This window comes from Pseudomonas sp. zfem004, assembly GCF_032621715.1.
In the GTDB taxonomy this organism is placed as follows: domain Bacteria; phylum Pseudomonadota; class Gammaproteobacteria; order Pseudomonadales; family Pseudomonadaceae; genus Aquipseudomonas; species Aquipseudomonas sichuanensis.
Window position 1 is genome coordinate 32,111 of the sequence record NZ_JAVYJF010000011.1, and the last position, 14,015, is coordinate 46,125.

General features: G+C 65.8%; 14 protein-coding genes. 7 read left to right on the top strand and 7 right to left on the bottom strand.

Going from position 1 to position 14,015, the window contains the following annotated elements:
• Positions 1-133 precede the first annotated feature (133 nt).
• Both RTH46_RS13820 and RTH46_RS13825 read left to right on the top strand, forming a co-directional pair.
• Entirely contained in the window at positions 134-409 is a 276-nt protein-coding gene (locus RTH46_RS13820; RefSeq protein WP_153787768.1) for a DUF2790 domain-containing protein, read from the top strand.
• Between the two features lie 28 nt (positions 410-437).
• Positions 438-953, top strand: a complete 516-nt coding sequence (locus tag RTH46_RS13825) for a thioredoxin family protein (RefSeq protein WP_153787794.1) — start codon at positions 438-440, stop codon at positions 951-953.
• Between the two features lie 4 nt (positions 954-957).
• Here the strand turns inward: RTH46_RS13825 and RTH46_RS13830 are convergent, their stop codons facing one another.
• Positions 958-1,968 (bottom strand): GlxA family transcriptional regulator, encoded by a 1,011-nt coding sequence (locus RTH46_RS13830; RefSeq protein WP_316905921.1) that lies wholly within the window; start codon positions 1,966-1,968, stop codon positions 958-960.
• A 528-nt stretch (positions 1,969-2,496) separates the two neighbouring features.
• Between RTH46_RS13830 and RTH46_RS13835 the strand changes: the two genes are divergently transcribed.
• The 3 genes from RTH46_RS13835 (at position 2,497) to RTH46_RS13845 (ending at position 5,836) form a co-directional block, all read left to right on the top strand.
• The gene (locus tag RTH46_RS13835; RefSeq protein ID WP_316905922.1) at positions 2,497-2,910 is read left to right on the top strand and encodes a RidA family protein; all 414 of its coding nucleotides are present in this window, start codon (positions 2,497-2,499) and stop codon (positions 2,908-2,910) included.
• Positions 2,911-3,107: 197 nt separating this feature from the next.
• The gene (locus RTH46_RS13840) at positions 3,108-3,608 is read left to right on the top strand and encodes a GNAT family N-acetyltransferase (protein WP_153788794.1); all 501 of its coding nucleotides are present in this window, start codon (positions 3,108-3,110) and stop codon (positions 3,606-3,608) included.
• A 125-nt stretch (positions 3,609-3,733) separates the two neighbouring features.
• Positions 3,734-5,836, top strand: a complete 2,103-nt coding sequence (locus tag RTH46_RS13845; RefSeq protein WP_279848136.1) for a putative bifunctional diguanylate cyclase/phosphodiesterase — start codon at positions 3,734-3,736, stop codon at positions 5,834-5,836.
• A gap of 30 nt (positions 5,837-5,866) precedes the next feature.
• On the opposite strand, the gene RTH46_RS13850 is transcribed toward RTH46_RS13845, so the two are convergent.
• From RTH46_RS13850 to RTH46_RS13875, 6 genes are all read right to left on the bottom strand, one after another.
• Complete coding sequence (locus RTH46_RS13850) at positions 5,867-6,658, bottom strand: amino acid ABC transporter ATP-binding protein (protein ID WP_153788796.1); 792 nt, start codon at positions 6,656-6,658, stop codon at positions 5,867-5,869.
• A gap of 24 nt (positions 6,659-6,682) precedes the next feature.
• Entirely contained in the window at positions 6,683-7,927 is a 1,245-nt protein-coding gene (locus tag RTH46_RS13855; protein WP_316905923.1) for an FAD-binding oxidoreductase, read from the bottom strand.
• A gap of 16 nt (positions 7,928-7,943) precedes the next feature.
• Complete coding sequence (locus tag RTH46_RS13860) at positions 7,944-8,654, bottom strand: ABC transporter permease (protein ID WP_153788798.1); 711 nt, start codon at positions 8,652-8,654, stop codon at positions 7,944-7,946.
• Entirely contained in the window at positions 8,651-9,370 is a 720-nt protein-coding gene (locus RTH46_RS13865) for an ABC transporter permease (protein WP_153788799.1), read from the bottom strand. Before RTH46_RS13865 ends, RTH46_RS13860 begins: the two co-directional genes overlap by 4 nt.
• A gap of 194 nt (positions 9,371-9,564) precedes the next feature.
• On the bottom strand, positions 9,565-10,317 hold the full coding sequence (locus tag RTH46_RS13870; protein WP_153788800.1) for a transporter substrate-binding domain-containing protein: 753 nt from the start codon (positions 10,315-10,317) through the stop codon (positions 9,565-9,567).
• A gap of 26 nt (positions 10,318-10,343) precedes the next feature.
• Positions 10,344-11,219: a MurR/RpiR family transcriptional regulator gene (locus RTH46_RS13875; protein ID WP_153788801.1), complete on the bottom strand. Its 876-nt coding sequence runs from the start codon at positions 11,217-11,219 to the stop codon at positions 10,344-10,346.
• A 142-nt stretch (positions 11,220-11,361) separates the two neighbouring features.
• Between RTH46_RS13875 and RTH46_RS13880 the strand changes: the two genes are divergently transcribed.
• Both RTH46_RS13880 and RTH46_RS13885 read left to right on the top strand, forming a co-directional pair.
• The gene (locus RTH46_RS13880; RefSeq protein ID WP_316905924.1) at positions 11,362-12,387 is read left to right on the top strand and encodes an Ldh family oxidoreductase; all 1,026 of its coding nucleotides are present in this window, start codon (positions 11,362-11,364) and stop codon (positions 12,385-12,387) included.
• A 238-nt stretch (positions 12,388-12,625) separates the two neighbouring features.
• Positions 12,626-13,825 carry an aromatic amino acid transaminase gene (locus tag RTH46_RS13885; protein ID WP_153788803.1) on the top strand — a complete coding sequence of 400 codons (1,200 nt, stop codon included), beginning with the start codon at positions 12,626-12,628 and terminating at the stop codon, positions 13,823-13,825.
• The last annotated feature ends 190 nt before the right edge of the window (positions 13,826-14,015 follow it).

Sequence of the window (14,015 nt, forward strand, 5' to 3'; positions counted from 1 at the left end):
GCGCGGCTGCAGATACAGGCGCAAGCACTTCAGTGCCTGGGCGGACACAAGCGCGATACCTGGCGGCGCTGAAATGGCTCTCGACCGGGGAGCAACACCTCCCCACCCAAGAAGCCGCACCAGGAGAGATGCCATGACCGTCAAGACTTTTACCAGCGCCGCCCTGTTCGCCATCCTTGGCCTGGGAGCCATCACCGCCCAGGCCAGCAGCACCTCGATGAACGACAGCAGCGTGATGCAGTATCGCTACGGGGACCATCTGGACATCAAGAAAGTCCTGTCGGTAAAAGATGACCAGCGCAGCGGCTGTGGCCTGGTCAACACCCGCATGGACTACATCGATTCCCACGGCAAACCGCAAAGCGTTGAATACCGTACCTACGCCACCAGCAGCTGCCATGACAACTGATCCGCGCGGTAAAGGGAGCAAAGGTCGCCTGCTCAAGGCTGGCGGCGTGGCCCTGGCCCTTGTCGGGCTGGGGCTGGCCGGCCACCTGCTGGCACGCGACGACTACGGCCCCATGCCGTCGCTGGCCGGTGCCGAACAGTGGCTCAACTCACCACCGCTGGGGGGACAACAGCTCAAGGGCAAGGTGGTGCTGGTGGATTTCTGGACCTACGACTGCATCAACTGCCGGCGCAGCCTGCCCCATGTCAACGACTGGGCGCGGCGCTATGCCGACCAGGGGCTGGTGGTGGTCGGGGTGCACACGCCGGAGTACGACTACGAGCACGATGTCGCCAGCCTGCGCGAGCAGGTCAAGCGCTTGGGTATCGGCTATCCGGTGGCGGTGGACAACGACTATCGGATCTGGAATGCCTGGGGTAACCAGTTCTGGCCGGCGCACTACTTTGTCGATCGCAAGGGGCAAGTGCGCCATGTGCATTTCGGTGAAGGCGACTACGACGGGCAGGAGCGGGTCATCAAGCAGCTGCTCGATGAGCGCAGCTAGTGGGTTACTCGCCCAAACGCTGTTCGCGTGACGGCGGGTACCCAAAATACGCCGCATAGCACTTGCTGAAGTGCGACACCGAGACAAAACCGCAGGCCACTGCCACTTCCATCACCGAAAGGTCGGAATATTGCAGCAAGCGCCGGCTCTTGGTGATGCGCAGCTCCATGTAGTAGCGCCGTGGCGAGGTACCGAGCTGGGCCTGGAACAGCCGGTCGATCTGCCGCCGCGAGCGCCCGGAGTAGGCGGCGAGCTGGTCGAGGCTCAGGGTTTCCTCGAGGTTGTTTTCCATCAGCTCGACGATGGTGCGCAGGTGCAGGCTCATGGACTTCTTCGCCCCGGGGCCGACCTGGCGATAGCGCGCGCCGGAGAACGACAGGATCTCTTCCACGCCCTCGGCCAGGGCATCGCCGTACAGCCGGCGGACCAGGCCGAGCATCAGTTCCATGGCGCCGTTGGGGCTGGCGGCGGTGAGGCGGTCACGGTCGAGGGTGAAGCTGGCCGGGGTGATGCGGGTTTGCGGGCTGCATTCGCTGAGGCTGGCGCGCTGCTCGGGGTGGACGCTGCAACCGTAGTCATCGAGCACCCCGGCGCGGCCGAGGAACCAGGCACCGTTCCACAGCCCGCCCAGGGTCATGCCGTGGGCGGCGCAGTCGCCGAGCAGGCGGTCGAGGGTCGGGTATTTGAGCGGGGTGCGCAGGCCGCCGCAGATCACCAGCAGGTCGAGGTCGTGCAGGTCGGTCGGCTCCAGCGGGTTGGCCACCAGTTCCAGGCCCAGGTCGCTGAGCACCCGGTCACCGCCGGCCAGTGACAGGGGGGTGAAGGCAAAACTGTCGGCGCGCAGCAGGTTGGCGGTGACCAGCACGTCCATGGCCACGGTGAAGCTGGCCATGGAGAAGTGTTCGAGCAGGACGAAGTCGACCCGGTAGGGGCGTTGGGCGCTGCCTTCGCTGGTCTTGAGCCGCAGCATGTTGCTGGTGCTGGTTTTCTTGCTGAACTGGCGTGGCGTGGGCACTGCGGACTCCGTTTCCTGGCTGGCGGCAGTGAGTGTGCGGGGTGTGGCGGGTAAAGACAACGGGGGGCGCCGGGTGTGTGTCTTGGAAGGGTGGTTGGGCGGCCAGGTGTAAGGCGACAAGTTTGCAGCGCCTATGAGATCGAGCGCCGCCCGCGCGGCGCTTCGCGGGTAAACCCGCTCCCACAGTTTGTTTCGGGCCAGTCTCTCCTGTGCCATCACCTGGTCCGCCTTGTTGGTACGACGCTGTTTTGGCGTGGTCGCTAATGCTGCTTCACATGACTCAAGACATGCACCAAGGCGGGCAGCGGTACTTTCACAGGAATAATTGGCCCGAAACAGATGTGGGAGCGGGTTTACCCGCGAAGCGCCGCGCGGGCGGCGCTCGATCTGATAGGCGCTGCAAATCTCCCGCCGGGCACCCCGCAGCCCTCATCGCACCGTGGACAAATTCCGGTCGCGCCTGTGCTTGACCTCAACCAAACCTGAGGTCTGATACTCGCCCGCTCTGACCAACGATGGAGCGTGCCCATGACCCAACCAAGCGCTTTTACCCTGTCCAACCCCGAAGGCCTCTACGACCCCAGCGGCAACGCCTATTCCCATGTCGCCGAAGTCCGCGCCGGCAGTCGCCTGCTGTATGTGGCCGGGCAGGGCGGCGAGGGTCTGGATGGCGTGCTGTCACCACAGTTCGAGGCGCAAGTGCGTCAGGCGCTGATCAACCTGAAGATCGCCCTGGCGTCCAAAGGCGCCAGCCTGCAGGACGTGGTCAAGCTCACCCTGCTGGTGGTGGACCACAGTGAAACCCGGCTGCAGCAGTGGGTGGCCGCCGCTACCCGCGCCTGGGATGGCAGCATGACCCCGACCTGCACCTTGATCCCGGTGCCGCGGCTGGCGCTGGACGGCATGCTGGTGGAAATCGATGCGGTGGCGGCGCTGAGTTAGTAACTCACTGGCCTCATCGCCGGCAAGCCGGCTCCCAATCAATCGCGCCATCCTCAAGGCCGGCGCTGTACCTGTGGGAGCCGGCTTGCCGGCGATGAGGCCGGCGCGAGCGACACAAGAAAGTTGCTGCCACAGGGTGCTGCGCAGTCGCCCGCTTGGCGCTAGACTCGCGCTTCCCCTCTGCCCGAGCGCCCTTGATGCCCACCCCCATCGAACTGCTCCAGACCGGCCCCGAACAGGCCGATCTGGTACGCAACCTCTACCAGTTCTATGCCTACGAATCGTCCGACTGGGAACAGGAGGATGTCGAGGTGGACGGGCGCTTCTATCTCCACGAGCCGCACTTCGAGCGCTACTGGCAGTCCCCCGACTGGGCTGCCCACCTGGTGCTGGTGGATGGCTTCATCGCCGGCTTCGTGCTGGTCGAACGCAGCGAACTGCCGGGCATCGATGCCCTGGAGCTGGCCGACCTGTTCATCCTCAAGCGCTATCGGCGCCAGGGCGTCGGCCGAGCCGTGGCCCTGCAGTTGCTGAGCGACGGTCGGGGCGACTGGCTGCTGCGTTGCTATGCCGGGGATGCCCCGGCCATGAGCTTCTGCCAGGCCGTGCTGGCCGACCTGCCGCGCCCGGTACGCGAGATTGCGCTGGACGATGAACCGCAGCTGCGCAATTTTCTGGTCACGCCGTACCGCCATTGAATGCACGGGATTTTTTTGTGACGCACTTCACAAAAACCGTTCGTCTGGCGGCATAATGCCAGTAATTCGTATTTTCGGACTGGTCTGACGCGAAGTCCGGAAGCTTCCTTGCTCAGGTAAATCCCATGCCGCTAGCTGCAAGCCCAGACACCCTGTCCCGCCTGTTGATCCAGAGCGTGGTCGACTACGCCATCTACCTGCTGACCCCCGAGGGTGTCGTCGCCAGCTGGAACCCGGGGGCGCAGCGGGCCAAGGGCTACCGCGCCGAGGAAATCGTCGGCCAGCATTTCTCGGTGTTCTACACCGACGCCGACCGCGATGCCGGCTTGCCGGCCTTGAGCCTGGCCACCGCCTTGGAAGCCGGGCGCTTCCAGGCAGACGGCCTGCGCCAGCGCAAGGACGGTTCGCACTTCTGGACCAGTGTGGTGATCGAGCCGATCGTCGACGAAGGCAGCGGCCAGCTGATCGGCTTTGCCAAGATCACCCGCGATATGTCCGAACGCCGCCAGCAGGAGCTGGAACTGCTCAAGGCCAAGGAACTGGCCGAGCAATACAGCCAGGAGATGACCAGCCTGTCGCAGTTCCTCGACTCGGTGATCGGCAATATTCCGGCCAGCGTCATCGTGCAGGACCTGGCCAGCGAGCAGATCCTGCTGGCCAACCCCCAGGCCGAGCGCCTGTTCGGTGGCCAGGGCGTCAGCCTGGTCGGCCAGTTGCCCGGGCAGGGCCTGGCCCCGGAGGCGGCGGAGTACCTGGAACAGCAACTGGCCCGCGGCGCGCGCAGCAGCAAGGGCTATGTCGCCGAAACCCGCGTCGACACCGCCAGCGGCCCGCGCACCCTGCGCAGCCGCACCCTGCGTTGCGAGGGCCGCGCCGGGCAGGGCGACTACGTGCTGTACGTGGCCGAGGATGCCACCGAGGAATTGGCCGCCCACGCCCAGATTCACCACATGGCCCACCATGACGCGCTGACCGGGCTGCCCAACCGCACGCTGTTCCATGAACGGCTCAAGCAGGCCCTGCTGCGCGGCGAGGACAGCGGCAAGCTGACCGCCACCCTGTGCCTGGACCTGGACAACTTCAAGAACATCAACGACACCCTCGGCCACGCCTTCGGCGACAAGTTGCTGCGCGCCCTCGGCAAGCGCCTGCGCCGCGAGCTGCGCGAGCACGACACCCTGGCGCGCCTGGGCGGTGACGAGTTTGCCGTGGTGCTGGTCGGGCTGGATAACCGCGAGGCCGCGCGCAACACCGCGCAGCGCCTGATCGATGCAATCAGCCCGCCGTTCCATATCGAGGGCCACCAATTCAGCGTGGGGGTGAGCATCGGGGTGGCGATCGCGCCCGACGATCACGACAACGCCGAACAACTGCTCGGTTACGCCGACATGGCCCTGTACGAGGCCAAGCGCAACGGCCGCAACCGTTTCGAGAGCTTCCACGTTGAACTGGACGTGGCGGCCCGCCAGCGCCGCCTGGTGGAGACCGACCTGCGCACGGCCCTGCACCTGGGCCAGCTGCAACTGCACTACCAGGCCGTGGTCGACCAGCAGAGCAACAGCGTCACCGGCTACGAGGCGCTGCTGCGCTGGGAGCACCCGGTGCGCGGCATGATCATGCCCATGGACTTCATTCCGATTGCCGAAGAAACCGGGCTGATCCATGAGCTCGGGGTTCGCGCGCTCAACCTGGCCTGCCAGGAAGCGGCAAGCTGGGGCACCGAGCAGACCGTGTCGGTCAACCTGTCGCCGGTGCAGTTCAAGAACGCCAACCTGGTCCACACCGTGGCCCTGGCCCTGGCTGATTCGGGGCTGCCGGCCACACGCCTGGAACTGGAAATCACCGAATCGGTGCTGCTGGGCAACAGCGAGGAAAACGTGCGCACCCTGAGGGCGCTGAAGGACCTGGGGGTGTCGATCTCCCTGGACGACTTCGGCACCGGCTACTCGTCGCTGGGTTACCTGCGTTCGTTCCCGTTCGACCGGATCAAGATCGACAAGTCGTTCGTCCACGACATGTGCGACAGCCGCGAGGCGATGTCGATCATCCGCGCCATCACCGAGCTGTCCAACAGCCTGATGATCAAGACCACGGCCGAAGGGGTGGAGTCGGAAGAGCAGATGCAGCGGCTGATGGCCGAGGGCTGCTCGCACTTCCAGGGCTACCTGTACGGGCGCCCGGCGCCGGCCAGCGAGCGCCTCAAACAGCTCACGCCGGCCGGTCAGTAAGCGGCGCGGGCATGCCCCGCGCCAACCGGCTCAGTGCAGGATCTGCTTGAGGAACGCCTGCGCCCGGGCCGTGCGTGGCTGGCCAAAGAACACCTCGGGCGGGCTGTCCTCGATGATCTGCCCGCCTTCCAGGAACAGCACGCGCTCGGCCACCTGGCGGGCGAAGCCCATTTCGTGGGTGACGCAGAGCATGGTCATGCCGGTGCCGGCCAGCTGCACCAGCACGTCCAGCACCTCGGCGACCATCTCCGGGTCGAGCGCCGAGGTGGGTTCGTCGAACAGCATGATCCGCGGCTTCATGCACAGTGCCCGGGCGATGGCCACGCGCTGTTGCTGGCCGCCGGAAAGCTGGCTGGGGTACTTGTGCGCCTGGTTCTCGATGCCGACCTTGGCCAGGTACATGCGAGCCCGTTCCTCGGCATCCTTGCGCGACAGGCCGCGCACGCTGGTGGGGGCCAGCAGGCAGTTGTCGAGCACGCTCATGTGCGGGAACAAGTTGAAGTGCTGGAACACCATGCCGATTTCGCTGCGGATCTGGGTGGCCTTGCGGTCGGTGCCAGCCACGTCGATGCCGGCCACCTGGATGCTGCCCTGCTGGGCGATCTCCAGGCGGTTGATGCAGCGGATCAGCGTCGACTTACCCGAGCCCGAAGGGCCGCACAGCACGATGCGCTCGCCCTCGCGCACCGACAGGTCGATATCGTGCAGCACGTGAAACGCGCCGTAGTGCTTGTTCAGGCCCTCGATGCGGATCAGCTCCGGGCGCAGGTCGGGCGTGGGTTGCGGGGTGGCAAGGCTGGCAAGACTGGAAGGTGCGGACATCGTTGTTGTTCTCCCGCTCAAGGTTCAGTCGAAGCGTGCGGCGCTGTAGGGCGCAGGGTCGGTGAAAGGGCGCTCGCCGGTCATCAGTTCGGCCAGCAGACGGCCGCTGACCGGGCCCAGGGTGAGGCCATGGTGGGCGTGGCCGAAGTTGAACCACAGGCCCTGGTGCCGCGGTGCCGGGCCGATCACCGGGCGCATGTCCGGCAGGCATGGGCGGCGGCCCAGCCAGGGTTTGTCGTCCAGCCGTTCACCCAGGGCCGGGAACAATTTGCGCGCCAGGGCTTCGCAGCGGCGCAGCTGGATTTCGTTGCCAGGCGCATCGCTGGCGGCGAACTCGATGCCGGTGGTCAGGCGCACGCCCCGGGCCATCGGCGCCAGTACGTAGCCGCCCTGGGTGTCGCACACCGAGTGCTGCAGTGGAGCGCCGTCGCGGGTGCTGTAGTGCATGTGGTAGCCGCGCTTGATCCCCAGCGGGAAGTGGTAGCCCAGACGCTCAAAGAGCTCGCCCGACTGCGGGCCGAGGCAGGCCACGACTTCGTCTGCAATCACCGCGCCGCGCTGGGTGTCGACCTGCCAGCCGCCCTCGGTGCGTTGCAGGGTGCGGGCGTCGCCGTGGAGGAACTGGCCGCCACGCTGGACGAACAGTGCGGCATAGCCACGGGTAAGGCCGCCGGGGTTGCTCACGGTCTTCGGGTCGAGCCAGTGGATGCCGCCGACCACGCCGCCGTCAAGCCCCTGCTCGCGGGCTTGCAGTTGCCCACGGTCGAGGAACTCGTATTTCAGGCCATAACGCGCCAGGCCCAGCACATCCTGCTTGGCCTGCTCGAACAGCGCGCTGTCGCGGTACACCTCGATCCAGCCCTTGGCCTGCACCAGGCCTTGCAGCCCGGCGGCCTCGATCAGGGCGTCGTGTTCCTCGACGCAGCGTTGCACCAGCGGCAACATGTCCGCCGCGGCTTCGGCCACGCGGTTCGGCGCCGATTGCTGCCAGTAGCGCAGCAGCCAGGGCGCGGCCTTGGGCAGGTGCAGCAGGCTGTAGCGCACGTCGGGCTGGCGATTGAGGCCGTAGCGCAGCAGTGCGCCGAACTGCCGGGGGAAGGCATAGGGGATCACGCTGGAGCGCTCGATCAGCCCGGCGTTGCCGTGGCTGGTGCCGCTGCCCGGCTCGTCGCGGTCGACGAGGATCACCTGGCGGCCGCGCGCCTGCAGGTGCAGTGCGGTGCTGACGCCGACGATACCGGCGCCCAGAACGATGGTTTGGCAATGCATGGAACGTTTCCTTCAATCAGTTCAGGTGGCGGCCCAGGCGGGCCTCCAGGTGTTTCAGGGTGCGCCGGACGATCTCGACGATCAGCAGGTAGAGCACCGCCGCCCACAGGTAGATCTGGAAGTCGAAGCTGCGCGAGAAGGCCAGCTTGGTCACCCCCATCAGGTCGTAGATGGTCACCAGCGAGGCGATGGCGCTGGCCTTGATCATCATGATCAGCTCGTTGCCCAGCGGGCCGATGGCCACCAGCAGCGATTGCGGCAGGATCACCTTGAAGAAGGTGGTCGAGCGCTTGAGGTTGAGCGCCTTGGCCGCCTCGTACTGCCCGGGCGCAATGGCCAGCAGGCTGGCGCGGAAGATCTCTGCCTGGTAGGCCGCCGTGTTCAGGGTGAAGGCGAGCAGGGCGCAGTACCATGCCTCGCGGAAGAACCACCACAGCCCGACGTCCTGCCAGAAGCCCTTGAGCGAGCCCAGCCCGTAGTACAGCAGGAACAGTTGGGCCAGCAGTGGCGAGCCGCGGAAGAAGTACACATAGCCGGCGGCCAGGCGCTGCAGCACGAGGCTGCGCGACATCCGCGCCAGGGCCAGCAGCATGCCCAGCAGCGCGCCCAGGGTGAACGAGATGGCCACCAGCTTGGCGGTGACCAGCAGGCCGTCGACGAAGCGCGGGCCATAGCGCTCCAGCAGGTCCGGGTCGAGCACGTAGGCCAGCAGTTGTTCGAGGCTCATGTGCGGGCTCCTTGCAGGTGGCGGTTGCTGCGCTTTTCAAGCACGGCGAAGACCCGGCCCGAGACTGCCGAGAACAGGAGGTAGGCCAGGCAGGCCACGCCGTAGAAGAACATCGGCTCCTTGGTCACGCTGACCGCCAGGTTGGTCTGGCGCATCAGGTCGATCAGCGAGATGGTCGACACCAGCGAGGTGTCCTTGAGCAGGCTCAGCCAGTTGTTCGAAAGCCCCGGCAGGGCGATGCGCGTGAGCTGCGGCAGCACCACCTTGAAGAACCCGGTGCGCTTGCTCAGGCCCAGGGCCGAGCAGGCCTCCAGCTGGCCCTTGGGCAGGGTCTTGAAGGCCATCAGCCAGATTTCGCTGGAAAACGCGGCGAACACCAGGCTGAAGGCGACCATGGCGGCGAGGAAGGTGTTGATCAGCACCTCGCCCGGGTAGCCCAGGGCGGCGAGGATCTTCTGCGCGGCGATCTGGCAGCCGTAGTAGATGATCAGCAGGGTGAGCAGTTCGGGCAGGCCGCGGAACACCGTGGAAAACGTGGTGGCCCAGGCCCGTGGCAGGCGTTTGCGCGAACGCGCGGCCAGGGCCACGAGCAGCCCCAGCGGCAGGCCGACGGGCAGGCAGGCCAGGGCCAGCGACACGGTCACCAGGGCGCCGGCCAGCAGCGCCTGGCCCCAGCCGCCGCTGGCGAAGGACAGTAGAGACAGTTGATCGAGCATGGGTGGAGTCCCCAGTTCGGTTGGGTTTGGCTTGCGGGGCACCTTCGACTGTGGAGTTGCTCCGGCTGGCCCTATCGCTGGCAAGCCAGCTCCCACAGAGTGTGTGCTTATCCCTGTGGGAGCTGGCTTGCCAGCGATAGGGCCGGGGCAGTCAGCAGATGAATGAGCCGCCCCAAGCTGCTCTCAACGGCACATCAGTTATAGATATCGAAGGCAAAATACTTGCTGGCGATCTTCTGGTACGTGCCATTGGCCACGATCGCCGCCAGCGCCGTGTTCAACCGCGTGCGCAGCGCTTCGTCGTCCTTGCGCACGGCAATCGCCGCATCGGCCTTGGTGTCCTTGACGTCGCCGAGGATCTTGCAGCAGTCCTGGCCGTTCTTGTTCAGCCACTCGTGCAGCGGGAACTTGTCGGCGATCACCCCGTCCAGGCGCCCGGCGGCCAGGTCGGCATTGGCTTCGTCCATGGTCGGGTACAGCTTCACGTCGGCGCCGGCCTTGCCGTACACGTCTTCGGCGTAGATCGCCTGGGTGGAGGAGGACTGGGCGCCGACGGTGTAGCCGACGAAGTCGGTCTGCGCGTCGGTGATCTTGCTGTCCTTGGCCACGGCCACGGTCAGTGGGGTGCGGTAGTAGTGGTCGGTGAAGGCGATCTTCTTGCGCCGTTCCTCGGTGTCGATCATCGACGCCACCACGGCGTCATACTTGCGTGCCATCAGGGCCGGGATGATGCCTTCCCAGTCCTGCGCCACCAGGGTGCACTCGACCTTCATCTGCTCGCACAGGGCGTGGGTGATGTCGATATCGAAGCCATGCAGCTTGTTATCGGCATCGACATAGTTGAAGGGCGGGTAGGCGCCTTCGGTGGCAAAGCGCAGGGTTTCGGCGCTGGCGGCACCCGCCAGCAGCAGGGCGCACGCACCCACCACAGCCATGGATCTTTTCATCTCGCACCTCTGTACCAACACTCTTGCTATTGTTGTTTGCCCGCCGGCCACGAGGTGTAGCCGACGAACTCGTTATGTAGAGCGGCAGTTGCTTCCAAGCGTTTTTCAACATCCGGCCCGAGCTTCTTGCAGACCTCGTTGACCATCAGGTGCACCCACGACAGCATCGCCGCCGTGGAGTCCCAGAACAGATTGAATTCGGTGGGGATGCGGAACACCTCGTCGGCGTTGGCATCGGCCCAGTCACAGAAGGTGTCGGTGACCAGCGTCACCGGGATGCCCAGGGCGCGCGCCTTCTGGCACAGCTGCAGGGCGTGGCGCGAGTAGCGGCGGGCTTCGAACACCACCAGGGTGAGGTCCTCGGGCTTGCCCAGCAGCACCTCGCCGAAGTGCCCGGCGCTGCCATCCACGCAGTGCACGCCATTGCGCAGGTACTGCAGCAGGTGAGTCATGCACAGGGCGATGCCGCGCTCGGTCTGGAAACCGGCGATGAACACCTGGGGTTTGTCGGCCAGGCGGCGGGCCACCTGGCGCCAGGCCTCGCTGCGGCTGTGTTCGTGCACACGCACCAGGGCGGCCATTTCCAGCTCCAGGCTGCCGGCGTGTTCGCGGTCGTCTTCGGGTTGCTGGCGAAACTCCTGCAGGCGGTCACCGACCAGCCAGGGGCCATCACCGAGGTCGTTCTGCAAATCCTGCTTGAGCGCCTTGAGGTGGGCGTAGCCCAGTGCGCGGCAGAAGCGGCCGACACTCGATTCGCTGACGTCCAGCTTGGCGGCGATGCTCGCCGACGTCTGGAACGGCAGCTCGTGCAGGTTGGCGAGCATGTAGCTGGCGATCTTGCGGCCAGAGGCGGCAGCGCTGTCGAGGCTGCTTTCCAGGCGTTGCTTGATCGATTGGCTCATGAAGCGCTCCGGCTGATTTCTGGCGTGGAGAAGAAAATGGCTGTTTTCTGTCATCAAGTCAATATTTGACAGATAGCTGTCATTCACGGGAAAGTCAGGGCGTTGCGCTGTAGCCATTCCAATACCAAGAAAGGAGCTTCAGATGTCCGCACCGTCCACCAGCCCTGCCGTGCGCGTGCCCTTTGCCGAGCTGCAGGCGCTGCTGCAAGCGATCCTCCAACGCCATGGCTGCAGCGCAGCGGTGGCCGCCGTGCTTGCCCATAACTGCGCCAGCGCCCAGCGCGATGGCGCCCACAGTCATGGCGTGTTCCGTATTCCCGGTTACGTCTCGACCCTGGCCAGCGGCTGGGTCGATGGCACGGCCGTGCCGCAGGTGACCGACGTGGCGTCGGGCTATGTGCGGGTCGATGCCGGTGGCGGTTTTGCCCAACCGGCCCTGGCGGCGGCGCGTGCGCTGCTGGTGGAGAAGGCCCGCAGCGCCGGTATCGCCGTGCTGGCGATCCACAATTCGCACCATTTCGCGGCCCTGTGGCCAGATGTCGAGCCGTTCGCCGATGAAGGCCTGGTGGCCCTGAGCGTGGTCAACAGCATGACCTGCGTGGTGCCCCACGGTGCGCGCAAGCCGTTGTTCGGCACCAACCCCATCGCCTTTGCCGCGCCGTGCGCCGGGCACGATCCGATCGTGTTCGACATGGCCACCAGCGCCATGGCCCACGGTGACGTGCAGATTGCCGCCCGTGCCGGCCAGCAATTGCCTGAAGGCATGGGTGTGGATGCCGGCGGGCAGCCCACCACCGATCCGAGGGCGATTCTTGAAGGCGGTGCGCTGCTGCCGTTCGGCGGGCACAAGGGTTCGGCGCTGTCGATGATGGTCGAGTTGCTGGCAGCGGCGCTGACTGGTGGCCACTTCTCCTGGGAGTTCGACTGGTCCGGGCACCCGGGGGCGAAGACGCCGTGGACCGGGCAACTGATCATCGTGATCGACCCGAGCAAGGCCGAGGGCGAGCGCTTTGCCCAGCGCAGCCGTGAATTGGTGGAACAGATGCAGGCGGTGGGGCTGTCGCGCATGCCGGGGGAGCGTCGCTATCGCGAGCGGGAAGTGGCCGGGCGCGAAGGGGTGGCGTTGACCGAGCAGGAGTTGGCCGGTTTGAAGGAACTGGCTGGCTGAACCGGAATTTCTCAAGCTGACGCGATCCCTGTGGGAGCGGGCTTGCCCGCGATCACGGGCGTAGCCCGTGCCATGCATCGCGGTGTCATCTTCGCGGGTAAACCCGCTCCCACAGGGGCCAGTGTGTGCAACGGCGCATCCACCCCCTTGCACATCAGTGATGTTCCTGACGCCTGTCTGCGGGTATCCTCGCTGCAGCCTTTTCTGAACTGTCCTGATTTCCAAGGAGCTGCACGCTGTGTTCAAACATGTCGATGCCTATGCCGGCGACCCGATTCTCTCGCTGATGGAAACCTTCAAGGCCGACCCGCGCGCCGACAAGGTCAACCTGAGTATCGGCCTGTACTACGACGAAGCCGGCGTGGTGCCGCAGCTGGCGGCGGTGGCTGAAGTCGAGAAGCGCCTGGCCGGCCAGCCTCACGAAGCCTCCCTTTACCTGCCGATGGAAGGCCTGGCCGCCTATCGCCAGGCGATCCAGGCGCTGCTGTTCGGCAGCGATCACCCGGCCGTGACCGATGGCCGTGTGGCCACCGTGCAGACCGTGGGCGGTTCCGGTGCGCTGAAGGTCGGCGCCGACTTCCTCAAGCGCTACTTCCCAGGCTCGGAAGTCTGGGTCAGCAACCCGACCTGGGACAACCACCGGGCGATCTTCGAAGGCGCGGGCTTCAAGGTGCATACCTACCCATACTTCGACAACGCCACCCGTGGCGTCGACTTCGCCGGCATGCTGGCGACCCTGCAGACCCTGCCGGCGAACAGCATCGTCTTGCTGCACCCGTGCTGCCACAACCCCACCGGCGTAGATCTGGACCAGAGCCAGTGGCAGCAAGTGGTCGAAGTGGTCAAGGCACGTCAGCTCATCCCGTTCCTCGACATCGCCTACCAAGGCTTCGGCGAAGGCCTGGTCGAGGATGCCTACGCCATCCGCGAAATGGCCCGTGCCGGCGTGCCGTGCCTGGTCAGCAACTCGTTCTCGAAGATCTTCTCGCTGTACGGCGAGCGGGTAGGGGGCCTGTCGGTGGTCTGTGACGACGCCGCCACCGCGGTCAGCGTGCTCGGCCAGCTCAAGGCCACCGTGCGCCGCAACTACTCCAGCCCGCCCGCGTTCGGTGCCCAGCTGGTAGCCGGCGTGCTCGGCGATGCCGCGCTCAATGCCCAGTGGGCGGCGGAAGTTGAAGTGATGCGCAAGCGCATCCTCGACATGCGCCAGGGCCTGGTCGACCTGCTCGGCGAGCTGCTGCCGGGCCAGGATTTCCAGTTCTTCCTGCGCCAGCGCGGCATGTTCAGCTACACCGGTTTCAGCGTCGAGCAGGTGCGTCGCCTGCGTGACGAGTTCGGTGTGTACCTGATCGACAGCGGCCGGGTGTGCATGTCCGGGCTGCGTCCGGCCAACCTGTGCCAGGTGGCCGAGGCGTTTGCCGCCGTGCAAAAGGGCTGAGTCACCACTGGCCGATCTGGCTTTATCGCGGGGCAAGCCCGCTCCCACGCCGACCTCTTGAATGCGGGTAGACGTGGGAGCGGGCTTGCCCCGCGATCTTTTGTGCAACCCAAAAATCAGATTTGTTGTACAGACAAGTGCAACCGTCCCTCGGACGGGGCTTCCCCAAGTGCAACCTTTGCATGCACAA